The 14741-nt window shown below is 72.4% G+C and carries 12 protein-coding genes; 7 read left to right on the forward strand and 5 right to left on the reverse strand.

Annotation, left to right across the window (positions count from 1 at the left end; translation table 11 throughout):
- The first annotated feature begins 126 nt into the window (after nt 1-126).
- The 4 genes from P2T62_RS03220 to P2T62_RS03235 all read left to right on the forward strand — a co-directional run bounded on the left by P2T62_RS03220 (nt 127) and on the right by P2T62_RS03235 (nt 4487).
- Nucleotides 127-2394, forward strand: a complete 2268-nt coding sequence (locus tag P2T62_RS03220; RefSeq protein WP_276260051.1) for a DUF6789 family protein — start codon at nt 127-129, stop codon at nt 2392-2394.
- Nucleotides 2391-2984, forward strand: a complete 594-nt coding sequence (locus P2T62_RS03225) for a DUF7979 domain-containing protein (RefSeq protein ID WP_276260052.1) — start codon at nt 2391-2393, stop codon at nt 2982-2984. Before P2T62_RS03220 ends, P2T62_RS03225 begins: the two co-directional genes overlap by 4 nt.
- A 124-nt stretch (nt 2985-3108) precedes the next feature.
- Nucleotides 3109-3552: a RidA family protein gene (locus P2T62_RS03230; RefSeq protein WP_276260053.1), complete on the forward strand. Its 444-nt coding sequence runs from the start codon at nt 3109-3111 to the stop codon at nt 3550-3552.
- Nucleotides 3552-4487 carry a hypothetical protein gene (locus P2T62_RS03235; RefSeq protein WP_276260054.1) on the forward strand — a complete coding sequence of 312 codons (936 nt, stop codon included), beginning with the start codon at nt 3552-3554 and terminating at the stop codon, nt 4485-4487. Before P2T62_RS03230 ends, P2T62_RS03235 begins: the two co-directional genes overlap by 1 nt.
- Before the next feature lie 938 nt (nt 4488-5425).
- Here the strand turns inward: P2T62_RS03235 and P2T62_RS03240 are convergent.
- Complete coding sequence (locus tag P2T62_RS03240; RefSeq protein WP_276260055.1) at nt 5426-6607, reverse strand: redox-regulated ATPase YchF; 1182 nt, start codon at nt 6605-6607, stop codon at nt 5426-5428.
- A 162-nt stretch (nt 6608-6769) separates the two neighbouring features.
- Here P2T62_RS03240 and P2T62_RS03245 point away from each other — a divergent pair, with 162 nt between their 5' ends.
- Complete coding sequence (locus P2T62_RS03245; protein WP_276260056.1) at nt 6770-7438, forward strand: HAD family hydrolase; 669 nt, start codon at nt 6770-6772, stop codon at nt 7436-7438.
- An 18-nt stretch (nt 7439-7456) separates the two neighbouring features.
- Here P2T62_RS03245 and P2T62_RS03250 read toward each other — a convergent pair whose 3' ends face one another.
- Complete coding sequence (locus P2T62_RS03250) at nt 7457-7828, reverse strand: hypothetical protein (protein ID WP_276260057.1); 372 nt, start codon at nt 7826-7828, stop codon at nt 7457-7459.
- 131 nt (nt 7829-7959) lie between these two features.
- Here P2T62_RS03250 and P2T62_RS03255 point away from each other — a divergent pair, with 131 nt between their 5' ends.
- Nucleotides 7960-8154 carry a hypothetical protein gene (locus P2T62_RS03255; protein WP_276260058.1) on the forward strand — a complete coding sequence of 65 codons (195 nt, stop codon included), beginning with the start codon at nt 7960-7962 and terminating at the stop codon, nt 8152-8154.
- 26 nt (nt 8155-8180) lie between these two features.
- Here P2T62_RS03255 and P2T62_RS03260 read toward each other — a convergent pair whose 3' ends face one another.
- Together P2T62_RS03260 and P2T62_RS03265 are read right to left on the reverse strand one after the other, a co-directional pair.
- On the reverse strand, nt 8181-10016 hold the full coding sequence (locus P2T62_RS03260; RefSeq protein WP_276260059.1) for a hypothetical protein: 1836 nt from the start codon (nt 10014-10016) through the stop codon (nt 8181-8183).
- The gene (locus tag P2T62_RS03265; RefSeq protein ID WP_276260060.1) at nt 10009-10827 is read right to left on the reverse strand and encodes an ABC transporter ATP-binding protein; all 819 of its coding nucleotides are present in this window, start codon (nt 10825-10827) and stop codon (nt 10009-10011) included. The genes P2T62_RS03260 and P2T62_RS03265 overlap by 8 nt, the downstream gene beginning before the upstream one ends.
- A gap of 99 nt (nt 10828-10926) precedes the next feature.
- Here P2T62_RS03265 and P2T62_RS03270 point away from each other — a divergent pair, with 99 nt between their 5' ends.
- On the forward strand, nt 10927-11520 hold the full coding sequence (locus P2T62_RS03270) for a tRNA (cytidine(56)-2'-O)-methyltransferase (protein WP_276260061.1): 594 nt from the start codon (nt 10927-10929) through the stop codon (nt 11518-11520).
- A 7-nt stretch (nt 11521-11527) separates the two neighbouring features.
- Here P2T62_RS03270 and P2T62_RS03275 read toward each other — a convergent pair whose 3' ends face one another.
- Nucleotides 11528-14581, reverse strand: coding sequence for a G8 domain-containing protein (locus P2T62_RS03275; RefSeq protein WP_276260062.1), 3054 nt, complete (start codon nt 14579-14581; stop codon nt 11528-11530).
- Between the last annotated feature and the right edge of the window lie 160 nt (nt 14582-14741).

A 14741-nucleotide genomic window follows, 5' to 3' on the forward strand; every position in this document is an offset into this window, starting at 1 on the left:
TGCAGCGACGGGACGGAAATAGGTTCGGGAGCCACCGTCCCCACTCCGTCGGGCGGATTTATGTGCGAGGCCGCGCCATCCCCGGACGATGACCGACTCGCCCTCCAGGCCCGCGGAGGTGCGGCCATGAACCGGGCGTTCGTCGAGGTCGGCGCGCTTGCGGTGCTCGGGCTGGCGGTGCTGACGCTCTGGGTCCGCTCGCGCCGCGGGACCATCGAGAGCGACGGCGGCTACCCCACCCGCGAGGGGCTGGTGCTGGAACTCGGACGGCTCCGCGAGCGCCTCCTCCACTACCTCACGACGACCGACCACCGCGACATCGGCCTGCTGTACATCTACTTCGGCACCGTCGCGGCGCTGTGGGGCGGCGTCGACGCGATGATGCTCCGCACGGAGCTGCTCACGCCGCCCGCGGACATCTGGACGCCGGAGACGTACAACGCGCTGTTCACGACCCACGGGCTGACGATGCTCATCTTCTTCGTCGTCCCCGTCTTCTTCGGCATCGGTAACTACGTCCTGCCGCTGCTCATCGGCGCCGACGACATGGCGTTCCCGCGGCTGAACGCCATCGGCTTCTGGCTGCTGCCACCGTCGCTGCTGCTCGTGCGCGGTGGGCTGTTCGTCCAGGTCGCCGGCCAGCTCCTGAGCCGGCTCGCGCCCTGGGTCGACGCGGCCTTCTTCTTCACCCTCCGGGAGGTGAGCGTCGGCTGGACGCTGTACGCGCCCCTCTCCGTGCGAAGCACGAACCCGCAACTCGACCTGCTCCTGCTGGGGCTGCATCTCAGCGGCATCGCCACGACCATCGGCGCCATCAACTTCATCGCGACCGTCGTCTACGAGCGCGGTGAGGGGGTCCACTGGGGCAACCTGGATATCTTCTCGTGGAATATGCTCGTCACCAGCGCGCTCGCGCTGTTCGCCTTCCCGCTGCTGGGCGCGGCGCTCGTGATGCTCCTGCTGGACCGGAACCTCGGGACGGCCTTCTTCACGGCTGACGGCGGCGGGCCGCTGCTGTGGCAGCACCTGTTCTGGTTCTGGGGCCACCCGGAGGTGTACATCCTGTTCCTCCCCGCGACGGGGCTGCTGAGCACCATCCTCCCGAAGTTCGTCGGGCGGAAGCTGTTCGGCTACCGCTTCATCGTCTACTCCACGCTCGGGCTCGGGGTGCTGTCGTTCTCCGTCTGGGCCCACCATATGTTCACGACGGGCATCGACCCGCGGGTCCGCGCGAGCTTCATGGCCATCTCCATCGCCATCGCCGTCCCGAGCGCAATCAAGGTGTTCAACTGGCTCACGACGATGTGGGACGGCGACATCCGGCTCTCGGCGCCCTTTATCCTCTCGGCGGGCTCCATCGCGACGTTCATCGTCGGCGGCGTCACCGGTGTCTTCCTCGCCGTCATCCCCGTCGACATCCTGTATCACGGCACCTACTACGTCGTCGGCCACTTCCACCTCATCCTCGTCGGCATCGTCCCGTTCCTGATGATGGCGGCGGGCTACTACTGGTACCCGCTCATCACGGGCCGGTGGTACGATCGCCGGCTGGCGCAGTTCCAGTCGGTCCTCCTCGTCTTCGGCTCGACGGTGACGTTCACGACGCTGCTCGTCGTCGGCGGGCTCGGGCTCCCGCGCCGGCAGGCCATCTACCCGCCGGAGTTCCAGTTCGCCCAGCAGCTCGCCACCGTCGGCGCGTACGTCATCGGCCTCGCGGTCCTGCTGTGGCTCTACAACATGGTCGCGTCCTACTGGCGGGGCCAGCCCGTCCGGACGACGGACCCGTGGGAGCTGAAGGCGACGAACCAGTTCACCCGCGAGTGGCAGTGGTTCGAGGACCGGCTGGTCGCCCAGTACGACATGGAGCCGGCCGAGCCCGAGACGACGCGGCGCTCCTACGCCCCGGAGGCCGAGCCCACGTCGCTGCTGGGTGGCGCGGTCGGCAGCGTCGGCCGGACGGTCTCGCGCAACGCCGCGCTCGGGGTCCTCGGCGGGCTGGTCGGGACCCTCCTGATGACGGGCGGCCTCGGGACCGCGGCCGTCATCGGGGTGCTGGACCCGGCGTCGTTCGGCGAGCTGGCGACGCTCGTCGGGCTCCCGGCGAGCCCGCTGCTGGGCGCGGTCCTCTTCCTCGTCGGCGGCACCGTCACGTGGCCGCTGCTGTTCCTCACGTTCCAGGAGTACCTCCCCGGCCGGCTGCTGTTCGAGACCGGGCTGACCTTCGCGACCATCATCTCGACCGGGTTCATCATCGCCTTCTACACCGGGCAGTCGGGGCTCGAACTGCTCGGGTACGTCGGCTTCGTGCTGGTCGCGCACTGGGCCTACGGCCTCGGGCTGACCGTCACCTTCCAGTACCTCCGCCGGCGGGACGCCGAGGGGGTGGACGGATGAGCGACAGCGCGGGCGGCGATGGCCGGCCTGACGACGAGGGCCGCCCCGCGAGCGACCCTCCGCCGACCGACCCGCCCGACGTGAGCGACGACACGGTCGGCGCAACGCTGTTCACCTACGGCGCGCCGTTCCTCGGCGTCCTCCTCGTCGCGGTCGGCATCGGCGCCGCGGTCCCGGGCGCGTACGGGCTCATCCAGGAGGATATCGCGGACTGCGGCGACCCCTCCATCTCGGTCGACCCGGTCGAGGAACAGTTCGCGGGTGAGCCGCCCGACGGGCTCCGGCGGTTCACGGTCGAGGAACTCGCGCCGGCCGAGCGGCGGGCGGTCCGGCGGGCGCTGGACGACCCCCTCGGCGAGGCCCACGTCCGGGGTGAGTTCCGGAACCGCCCCGCGTTCGAGAACGGAACGCTCGTCGACGCCGACGGCCGGACGTACTACGCGACCATCGTCGCCGAACACCCCTGCTTCGAGACGGCGCCGCTCCAGTTCCCGCTCGGCGTCTTCGCCATCGCGCTGGGGGTCGTCGGCATCCTCACGCCGCCCGGCTACCGGCGGCTGGTGGCGCTCGAGGAGCGCATCCGCGAGTGAGTGGTGGCCGGGGGCGCCGCCCGGCGAGAGGGCCTCCCGTTCTCGCCGCCCTTCGGCCCCCTCCCGCCGCCCCCCGCCGGCACCGTCCCGACATCCTTTCCCCGCGGCCCGCGCACGCCAGGGCATGCGCCGAACCACCATCGTGCGCGGTGACGCCGACGAGCCGACCGTGGCGAACGGCGTCGTCACGCACCACCCGGACCACGACCGCGTCCGACTCTCGGGGATGACCTGGCCCGAGGGGACACCCGCCGAGCAGACCCGCCACCTCCTCGCGTACGTCGAGACGCTGCTCGAACGGGAGTGCGGCGGCGAGATGGCCGACGTGACCTACCTCCGGTTCTTCCTGCGGGAGGAGCACGCGGACGAGGCCACGCGGGAGGCCATCGAGGCCGTCGAGCGAGAGTTCTTCGAGCCGCCCGCGCTGCCGGGGACGACGATGGTCGGCGTCGCGGACCTCCTCGTCGACGGGGCGGCGTTCGAGCTGGAGGTCGAGGCGATGGTCCCGACGCGCGAGCGCGAGGTGTCGATGCGGCGGCTCTCGCCGGACGGCGACGGGGGTGCCTGATGGCTCGCGTCCTCGACGACGAGACCATCCGGGGCGTCCTCTCGATGCCCGACGTGGTGAAGACGATGCGGCTCGCCTGCCGCGAGCGGGCCCACGGCTCGCTGTACGCGCCGCCGCGGTGGTCACTGGACGTGCCGGACGGCTCGCTCGTCATCACCGCGGGCGCGGCGATGGGCGTCGGGACGATGGGCTTTCGCGCGTACGAGACGCTCGGCCGGGGCCCCGGCCACGAGGGCCTCGTCGCCGTCTGGAACGCCGAGTCCGGGACCTTCGACGGCTGTTTCGTCGGCCACCGCGTCGGCCTGTTCCGGACGGCGGGAATCAACGGCGTCGCCGCGGAGGCCCTCGCCCCCGCGGACGCCCGCACGCTCGCGGTCCTGGGCACGGGTCCGCAGGCACGCCAGGGCGCACGGGCCGTCTGTGCGGTCCGGGACATCGACGTGGTGCGCGTGTTCTCGCCGACCGCCGAGCATCGGGAGACGTTCGCCGAACGGATGCCCGGGAAACTCGACCTGCCAGACGGGGCCGTGACGGCCCACGACGACCCCGAGCCCGTCGTCCGGGGCGCGGACGTGGTGTACGTCGCGACCGACAGCGAGGAGCCGGTGCTGGAGGCCGACTGGCTCGACGCCGGCGCGCACGTCCACACGCTCGGGCCGAAGTGGGCCGACGGCCACGAACTCCCCGTCGAGGTGTTCGACCGGGCCGACGTGGTGGCGACGGACTCGCTCCCGCAGGTCGAGGCGTACGAGGACGCGGGCGGGTTCGTCGTCCGCGAGTGGGACGAGCGCGTCGTCGAACTGGGTGACCTCGTGGTGGACGGGGTCGGCCGGGATCCCGACGCGCTCACGGTGTTCTGCTCGGTCGGGCTGGCAGGGACGGAGGTGGTGCTGGGGGACCGCTACCTGCGTGAACTGGAGCGGAAAGGGAATTGATTCTCTGACGATGGGTTTTCAATACTTTTATTCTGATATCTGGCCCAATATTCCTTCATTTACCATATAATATCAGAATTTGTCCACTTATGGTGTACTCTCACCGATACAATCCCTTCGCGTGGGTGAGACTCCTACGAAGCCCTCGCGCGCTCAGGTCCCCGCGACTCGCTGCGCTCCTCGGGTTCGCTCCCTCCGGTCGCTCACCCTGCGGTGCTTGCGTCGTCGGGGGAACCTGAGCGCGCTCGCCCTTCGAGTCCGCCAGGGTCCGACTGACCGGCCGAGCGTGCGCACGTAGTGGTTCCAGGCGAGCAGGGTGCCCCCACACCTCCCCGCCCGCTCGCCGGAGTGGTTCGACCCCTCGCCCGCAAGGGGCTCGGGCGTCTTACCGGCGGAGGCGAGCGGGCGCTTCCTAATCCCGGAACCAGCCTGCCGACCCAGCCGCTCGACAGCTACGTGCCAGCCCTGTCAGTCCGACGGGCGTGCGCTGGCGGCTGTGCCGGTGGCCAGCCGCCGAGCACGCGCGAGGGCTGAGCACCGCAGCGAAGCGAGGAGCGCAAGCGGTTGGGGAGGTGAGAGGCCAACGTGCCTGACTGACCAGCGGCGGTCCTGGCGTCCTCGTGAACGAAGTGAGCGAGGGCTTGAGGGAGCTTGCTCCCTCGGCGGAAAGTCTGAAGGGCGAACCCGCTCCGCGGGGCCCGGACGACGCAAGCACTGGACCGGAGCGAGCGCAGCGAGCGGAGGGAAGCGCGCAGCGAGTGTGAGGCCGCAGGCCGAACGACGGAAGTCGCAGCCCGGAACGGCGAGCGAAGCGAGCCGCATGCCCGGACCGTCTTCCGGAACCCGGCCCCCGGAGCGGGTGAGGGCTTCAGTAGCAGTCTCGCTTCCGTCGTACACACCTCAGTCCGAGTCTCCTCGAAAACCAACCCAAACCGGGTCTAGTTCGCCGTCGAGACGATCTTCACCACGTCCCCCTCCGCCAGTTCGTGGTCCTCGCCGATGCGGCGGTTCTCGCGGGCGTCGATGGCGTGCAGGTACCCATCCCCGATATCGGAGTGGACCGCGTACGCGAGGTCCTTCGGGGTCGAGCCGTCGGGCAGGAGGAACGCGTCGGGCAGGACGTTCCCCTGGCCGTCGGTCCAGTGGGTCTCGTTCTGGACCGGATACGCGGTGAAGTGGTCGAGCAGGTCGTAGACGGCGTAGTTCAGCGCCGTCTGGACGCCCGTGCCACCGAACTCCTCCATCACGCCGCGGATCTGCTCCAGGCCCTGCTGCTGTGCGTCGCTCAGGTCCGCGACGATGTCGAAGTCCTCGTCGCCGGGGTCGTAGTCGACGGCGCCCTTCTCGACCGCGCGGCGGAGCGCGAGTTCGCCCTCGGCGGTCGCCGGAATCACGTGCTCGGCGGCCTCCTGGAGGCGCGCGATGTTGTCGTCGGGCGCGATGTCGGCCTTGTTCGCGACGACGACGAGTGGCTTCGTCTGGGCCCGCAGCCCCCGCGCGAGGCGCTCGCGGTCTTCGTCCTCCCAGGAGATGGGGTCGTCCGGGTACTCCATGTTCCGCAGGACCATCATCACGTCGTACTCCGTGGCGCCGACGCCCGTCAGCATCTCCGTCAGGGCCTCCTCCTGGTCGAAGTCCGGGGAGCGGGACTTGCGCTCGATGGACTCCCAGTTCTTCTCGATGATGCTCGCCAGCCACAGGTCCAGCTCCTCCTGGATGAACTCCACGTCCTCGACGGGGTCGTACTCGCCGACCTCCACGGGCTCGCCCTCGGCGTTCGTCCCGCCGGAGGCGTCGACGACGTTGAGGATGACGTCGGCGCCCGTGAGCGCGTCGAGGAACTGGTTGCCCAGGCCACGGCCCTCGTGGGCGCCCGGCACCAGTCCTGCGACGTCGAGCAACTCCACCGGAACGTAGCGTTTCCCATCGTGGCAGTGTTCGTCGCCACAGCGCTCCTCGCGGTCGAGGCACGGACAGCGCGTCCGGACCTGCGTGACGCCGCGATTGGGGTCGATGGTGGTGAACGGGTAGTTGCCGACGTCGACGTCCGCGAGCGTCGCCGCCGTGTAGAACGTGGACTTGCCCGCGTTGGGCTTGCCCGCCAGCGCGACCGAGAGCATACCGTCGAGTGCCGGGCGCGCGGGTTGGCGCTTTCGGTCGCACGCGGGGCCGACGCCGGACGCGACCGTGCGTCACGTGGGGCGACCCCGGCCGCTGACGGTCCGTTCAGCCGGCTCCACTCGCCACAACACACAAACCCGGCCGGAGCGACCGTTCCGCCAGTGACGACCGCCGTCCACTTCGACCTCGATGGGACGCTCCTCCAGTTCACCCGCCCGTACGGGACCTTCGTGGCGGAGGTGCTGGACACCCACCTCGGGCGGGCGCCGGACGAGCTGGTCGAGGCCTACGACGAGGCGTTCTACGAGCGGTTCGCGGCGATGGAGCCGGCGCCGGTCCGGGGGGCGATGCGGGCCGTCGTCGAGGCGGCCCACGAGGCCGGCTACCCCGTCGGGGAGCCGGACGTCGACGAGATGGTGGCGACGCTCTCGCGGGCGGAGTACGCCGGCACCCGCGTCTCCGAGGGCGTCCCCGCGTTGCTCGACCGGCTCGACGCCGCGGACTGCCGACTCGGCGTCCTCACCAACGGGCTGCCGGAGTGGCAGACCGGGAAACTCGACACACACGGGCTCACCGACCGTTTCGAGAGCGTCGTCACCTCCTACGGTGCCGGCGCGCACAAGCCCGACGCCGCCATCTTCGAGGAAGCCGCCGAGCGCCTCCCCGCCGACCGGCACGTGATGATCGGCGACGACTTCGAGCCGGACGTGCAGGGCGCCCGCGACGCCGGCTGGGCGGCCATCCACCTCGACGGCATCACCGGGGCGCGTGCGGGGTCCGTCGCGGAGCTGGAAACGACGCTCGCGCTGCTCGGCGGAGGCGAGGCATAGGGTGGCCGCGGCCGGGAGCTACGTCCAGTTTGCCTCGTCGAAGACGAGTTCCGAGAGGTGCGAGGCCAGCGCCCGGGCCTCGCGCTCGGTCGGCTGGTGGACCTCGCCCGACACCGGTCCGACGTCGCCGCCGACCCGCTCGGTCTGCGAGTGAGCATCCGCGCGGCGCTCGATGCGGCGGTAGTCCAGCACGCGGTCCCGGAGCCGCTGGAGGGTCGCGTCCGAGAGTTCGCGATCGAGGTGCTGCAGGTCGTAGCGGATGATCCAGCCCCGGCTGGCGTCCCGGACGGCGACGACGGGCTGGTCTCGCCCGGCACAGCGCGCCCAGACGGCGCGCTGTTCCTCTGGCGTCTCGTAGACGGGGACGTGCCCCGCGGAGAGGTGGTCCATGCCACCGTTTCGGGTCGAGTGCGCTTGTCTGTGCGGGTTCGGGGCGTCGGGGGTTATGGGGTCTGGAGTCGGGGGGTGTGGGATTCGGAGGTGTCGGGAGAGTCAAGTGCGGGGGCCCCACGCACTCGCCCATGGCCGACCGGTTCCCGGCGGACCCGCGCGACCCCGAGTTCGTCGCCGTCGTGGCCGGCGTCCTCGCCGTCGCGGCGCTGTACGTCTACGCCGCGACGACGGGCGTCCCGACACCGGCGACCGTCACGTTCGTCCTCCTGGCGGTGACGCTGCCCATGACGATCGCCTACTGGCTCGCACGGACCCTGTTCTGAGGTCGCGGGGCGCCCCGGTCGTCGGCTCAGTCCACCCGGAAGCGGTCGAACCGGCCGGCGGCGTTCCGGTAGCCGCGGTAGCCCGCCAGCGCGACCAGCGCGAGCGGCCCGGCGTAGCCGACCCCCCGGACGGTCCGGAGCGGGATGCCGAGGATCGGCCCGGCGAGGTCCGCGGCGGCCCGGGCCAGCCCGGCCGTCGGGAGGCCACGCTCTGCGAGGAGCGAGAGCACGAACGACGGCAGCGCCGAGACGAGCGCGGCGAACAGTGCCCGCGCGACGTCGGGCGCGAGCAGCGAGAGGGCCGCGACCCCACCCGCGAGACCGATGCCGAGCGAGTAGACGATGACCGCCGACAGCGCCGGAGGGATGACCTCGCGGGAGCGGCCCACGGTGACCGCGTCGAGCCGGGGGAACCGCGTCCCGACGCCCGGCGCGAGGCCGACCGCCGCGAGCGAGAGGCCGGCCGCGAGCGCGACCAGGCCGACCGCGTCCAGCGGGTCGTGGCCCGCGGCGACGACGCCGGCGGCCGTCACCAGCGTCGCCAGCGGGACGCCCACGAGCAGGCCGGGCAGGCACAGCCCCCGGACGAACCGGCGGCCGCCGACCGTCGAGAGCAGTGTCGCGGGCAGCACCGGCGCCTCGTCGCCCAGCGGGTTGAGGCCGAACGCCGCGCCCGACAGCCACGCCAGCGCGAGCGCGAGCACGACCGGCGCGAGGCCGAGCCCGACGCCGCCGCTCGCGCCCGCGTAGCTCAGCAGCGTCGACCCGACGATGAACAGTGGGGCCAGCAGGAAGGAGAGCCGCGCCGGTTGGCGACGGGTCCGGACCAGCGCCAGCTGGGCCACCCGCCGGGCCGGCCGGGAACCGACGGCGGGGACCGACAGCGGGGCGATGGCCGCCGCGAGCGCGTCGCGGGCCCCCGACGACGCCACGGCGTCGCTCCCGGCAGCGGCTTCCACGCCTCCTGCGGTCGGGTCCGCGTTCCCGGCGGCCGGCACGTCCCCGGCGGCGGCCCCCGTCTCCCCATCGTCCGTCGGGTCCACGGGGTCCGTGTACCAGTACGCCGTCGCGACCCGCGTGGCGACGGCGCCGAGGCCGGCGACGGCGAGTGGGCCGCCGACCGCGACCGCCGCGGCCCGCGCGAACGACCAGCCCACGGGCGACCCCGCGACGAGCAGGTCCGCCACCCACCCCGGCGGGAGGGCGGCGAGGACGGCCACGTCGACCGGGATGCCGATGGAGCTCAGCTGGAAGGCCATGTAACCGCCGAAGAAGCCGACGACGAGGACCCCGCCCAGCACGGTCTTGTGGCGTGCGACGAACGGGACCTGCGCGATGATCAGCGCCGCGGTCCACCCCAGCGTCACGCCCACGGCGACCGCCGTCGCGAGGAAGCAGGTGATGGCGAACGGGACCGCGACCAGCGGGACGAGCGCGCCCGTCGCGTACACGAACGCGCCCGTCAGCACGAGCACCGGGACGGCGACCAGTGTCAGCGCCCGGAGCGTCTCGGCGACGACCAGCCCGACCGCCGCGGTCCGCGCGGAGACGGTGGTCAACACGAGCGCCTCGGCGTCGACGCGGTCGTACAGCGAGATCGCCCGCTGGCCGACGATGAACGTCAGGAACAGCCAGAACAGCGCCAGGTTCCCCCTGGCGCCGTCGCCCACCCCCAGCCCGGAGAAGTCCTCGACCACGGACACGAGGAGGTAGACGCCAAGCGAGAGCGCCAGCAGCCCGAACAGCGCCCCGAAGCCGTAGATGGCAAGCCGGGCCCCATCGGCGCGCGTCGCCCGTACGGAGCGACGCCACTCCACGAGCCCGACCCGGAGCGCGTGGCCGAACCAGCCCGACTCAGCCATCCGTGCGGCCCTCGGCCTCTGCAGTCGTCGCCCGGTCCGTCGCCCCGCCGGCGCCCTCGCCCGCGGCGGGGTCCTCAGCGGTCACCTCGAGGAACACCTCCTCGAGGGTCCGGTCGCCGGTCCCGTCGCCCTCGGCACGGCGCTTCAGCTCGGACGGCGGGCCCTCCGCGACGAGCCGCCCGTCCGCGAGCACGCCCACCGTGTCGGCGTGCTCGTCGACCACGGGGAGGACGTGTGTCGAAAGGAACACCGTGGTCCCGCCGTCGGCGAGCCGGTCGAGCGTGTTCCGGAGCGCCCGGGCGGCCCGCGGGTCCAGCCCGTTCGTCGGCTCGTCGAGGAACAGGACGGGCGGCTCGTGGAGGACCGCCTGGATGAACCCCAGCTTCCGTCGCATCCCGCTGGAGTAGCCCTCGATCCGCCGGTCGAGCGCGTCGAGGTCGAGCAGGTCGGTCAGCTCGGCCACCCGGTCGCGGACCCGGTCATCGGGGAGGTCCCGGAGTCCGGCCACGTAGGTCAGCTGCTCGCGCCCGGTCAGCTCGTCGTACAGCGGCGGCTCCTCGGGGAGATAACCGATGCGCGCGGCGACGGCGTCGCGGTCCGTTACGTCGGCCCCGGCGACGGTGGCCGTCCCGCTGGTCGGCTCGGAGAGCGTCGTCAGCAGGCGCATCGTGGTCGTCTTCCCGGCCCCGTTCGGGCCGAGGAAGCCGTACACCGTCCCCTCGGGAACCGAGAGCGACAGCGACTCCAGGGCGGTCACCGACCCGTATCGCTTCGTGAGGTCGGTCGTCTCGATGGCGTGGGTGGAGGACATTCGACTCGCGGGGATTGAACGGGTGTTCACGTAAAGTCACACCCTGGTTCTCGGCGCCAGAGCGACAGGTCTACCCTCGCGCACCCACCACGGCGAGCCATGCAAGGTGAACCGGAGGTGGCGGTCCTCCGACTCGGCCACCGCCCGGGCCGTGACGACCGGATGACCACCCACGTCGGCCTCACCGCGCGGGCGCTGGGGGCCGACCGCGTCGTCCTTCCCGACGAGGCGACCGGCCCCGCCGACACCATCCGCGATATCACGGGCCGCTTCGGCGGTCCCTTCGAGGTCGAGGTCCGCGAGGACTGGCGGCCCGTCCTCCGTGACTGGCCCGGGGTCGTGGTCCACCTCACGATGTACGGGCTTCCCGTCCAGGACGTGGAGACCGACGTGCGCGCCGACCACCGGGAGGGGCCCGTCCTCGTGGTGCTCGGCGCGGAGAAGGTCCCGTTCGAGGTGTACGACCGCGCGGACTACAACGTCGGCGTCACGAACCAGCCCCACTCCGAGGTCGCGGGGCTGGCGGTGTTCCTCGACCGGCTGTTCGAGGGCCGCGAACTCGACCGCGAGTGGGCGGACGCCGACCGCGAGGTCGTCCCGATGGAGACGGGCAAGAAGGTGGTGCCGCTGGACGGGGAGGGGGACGGCGACGAGGGTGGGTCGGCCGGCGACGAGCCGGACGACGGGGCGTAGGCCGCTCCTAGGACTGCCGTGCCCGCTCGCCCGCCAGCATCGGCTCGGTCGTGTCGTCGGTGACGACGAGGCGGTCGAGCTTCGTGTCGTCCTCGCGGAACGCCACCGTCAGTGTGTGCTCGCCGCCCGGGAGTGCGAACGTCCGGGGGCCCTCCTCCCCGGGCACCGACTCCCACTCCCAGCCGCCTCGCGTGCGCATCCCGTCCCAGCGGTGCCACTCGCCCCCGTCGACGCGCACCCAGAACGAGTCGGCGTTCCCGTCGGGCGCCTGCACCCGACCGCGGACGTGGTACTCGCCGCTCGCGACGCGGAACCGGTAGGTGGCGTGGCCCTCGCTCGGCGGCTCGTCCTTCGAGTCGACGCCGCTCGTGGTGATGTACGCGCCACCGGACGCCGAGGCGTCCTCCTCGACCTCCCACGGTCGCTCGATCCCGCCGTCCTCGGCTTCGAGCCACGCCTCGTGCTCGCTCGCGTGTGTCCCCGATTCGAGCAAGCCCGTCACGCGGTCGTCGGACCCGGCCCAAGAGGGCGCGACGCGGCCCTTCACCGCGAGGTCGTACCGGTCGGCGAGCTGCCGGTTCGTCAGCCCGACCACGTCGTCGGCCGAGCCGCCGGTCCACTCCGCGAGTTCGCTCTTCCCGCCCAGTGTCTCCAGCGCCTTCCGGTCCGGGACGGGGACGTGGCCGGGTGCCTGCTCGGCGAAGAACGCCACCCGGTCGTCGAGCTTGATCGGGCCACCGTCGCCGAACAGCCCGCCCGGGTCGAGGTTCTCCAGCTCGTCCAGCGCGAGGACGCAGTTGCCGCCGGCACCGCGCTCGAACGTGCAGTCCCGGACCTGCACCCGGCGGGTGGGGTGGCCGTGTTCGTCCGCGACCACGAGGTTCCGGCGGTTCGCCAGCCGCGTACCCGTGACGCGGGTGACGCCGCGGACCATCGCGCGGACGCCGTCGTCGAAGCCCTCGACGTCGCTGTCCTCGATGGCGACGTGGAACGGGTAGGGGGTGTTGCGGTTGAAGCCGACGCCGTCGGGGCCGCGGCCGCTCACCAGCCGCAGGTTCCGGAGCCGGAGGTTGTTGGAGTACCGAACCGTGACGCCGGCGTTGGCGCCGCGGGCGTTGCCCCGGTCGGGGTCGACGGTCTTCCCCCAGTGGGTGGTGAACGTGCCGATGTCGAACGCGGTGAACCCGTCGACGACGCTCCAGGCGCGGGTCCGGGTGTGGGCGAAGCCGAACTGGTGCCGGGAGACGTCCAGTCCCCCCGCGGAGGCGAAGGCGACGTTGTCGGTCACCGAGCGCAGCGAGACGTACGCCGAGGAGACCTGCCCCTCGTCGACGTGGTCCGACTCGAGCAGTTCGGGCTGGCCCTCGACATGCGCGACGGGGAAGTTCGCGACCGTGCCGCGGCGGTCGTCGATCCCCTCGCCCGGCCCGAGTTCGCGGTCGATGAGCGGCCGGTTCCAGAAGACGAACGCGTGGTAGCGGTGGCCGGCCGCGACGTTCCCCTCGACGGCGACGGCGGGACCCTGGAGCCAGAAGCCGTGACCGCCGTGGCCGAAGTCGTCCACCTTGCCGGGCTTGCCGTCCTCCTTGAACGCGCGGCTGTCGAGGAAGTCGCCGCTCCCCTCGGAACGGAGCGCGAAGTTCCGGCGGAAGGCACCGCGCTCGTTGCCCGCCTCGCTCACGAAGCCCGCGCCGAACACGTCGTGCGTGACGCTCTCCGTGACGACGGCGTGGGCGTGGTGGTTGACGACGCCCCAGCCGGGCGAGCCCCGAACCGAGAGGCCCGTCGCCTCGTGTGGCTCGGCCTCGATGCCCGTCCGATGGTAGTGGAAGGCATACCGGGCCCGCGGGTTCGGGTGCGGCGGGTCCTCGGGCGGGTCGCCGTGCATCGGGTTCGTGAACGCGAACGACTTGTCGGTGCGGCCGCAGTCGCGGAACTCGGCGTACCGCACCGTCGTCGCGGGGGCCATCAGCATCACGTGCCCCCGGCGGGTCGTCTCGGTCGACTCCGAGCGGAAGCGGACGGGGCGGTTCAGCTTCACCACGTAGCTCGGGAGATCGTCTGCGGGCGGGACGTGGTTGTTCGTCAGCGCGCGGTCCAGGTGGACGGTCGTCCCCTCGACGCGCTCGACGCCGACGGCCTCGTCCTCGTTCCAGGCGTCGTCGGGTGCGTCGTCACCGGTGTCGGTGGGGGGTGCCATCCCGGGCACGACGAGGCGGTCGCCCCGGCTCCAGTTCGTCGGCGGCTCCGGGAGTTCGAGCGTCCGGTCGCCCCGCTCGGGGTGGGCCGCGAGCTCGGCCCACGTCGTCGTCTCGGCACCGTGGACGTCGACGCTCCCCATCGCGACGAGGCCCCGCCCCACGAGTTCGGGGTCCCGGTCGCGGTCGAGCGGCCCGCTGTCGAGGAAGGTCACCTCGGCGGTCGTCTCCGGGCCCACGGGGGTGTCCTCGTGGCCGATCCGGAGGACGCTCCCGGGGGTCGTCACGAGGTCCTCGACCCGGAGGCCCGTGTCGACCCGGGGGTCGAACTCGAGCAGGCCGTCGACGCGGACCCAGTCCAGCCGCGCGGGGTCGCGGCTCCGGACCGTCACGGCGGCGTCGCCGGGGACGTGGACCCGGGCACCGTCGTCCGGGACGCCGCCGTCCCAGGTGCCGGGGTCGTCCCACGCGCCGCTGCGGACCGCCCGGTGGGTCGCCCGCTTCGGCGGGACCAGCGCGAGCGCCGCCCCGTCGGCGTGGCCGGTCTCGCCCTCCGGCGGTGTCCGGCCGCCGAACGCACCCGTCACGGCGTTCGCGGCGTCGAGCACGTCGTCACCTCGTGCCAGCGCCGCCCCGGTCAACCCGGCCCCGACCAGCGTCAGCAGCGTCCGCCGGTCCGGTCCCGGGCGGCCGCCGTCGGGCAGGAGTCGCCCGTCTCGACCCGTCGCTGCCGCTGCTGCCGCCGCTGCGTCCCCCCGCCCCCGGTGTTTCCCGTCGGCATCCGGTCCGCCCGCGCCGGCGGGTGCCCGTGCGGTCCGCCCGTCCGTGGGTCCGTCCCCGGACCCTGGCTCGTCCTCGGTCATGCGTTCGGCTCCGGCGGCTGGCTACCGCTCCTGACACAGCGTTCAGCGCCGGCGACTTCAACCGTCGCACCACCGCCGCTGGAACCGAACGACGCCACGCCCGCGCGGTCACCGGATTCGAGCGCCCCGTGACACGACCGTTTATGGCCCGGGCGTGACA

This window comes from Haloglomus litoreum, assembly GCF_029338515.1.
GTDB lineage: Archaea > Halobacteriota > Halobacteria > Halobacteriales > Haloarculaceae > Haloglomus > Haloglomus litoreum.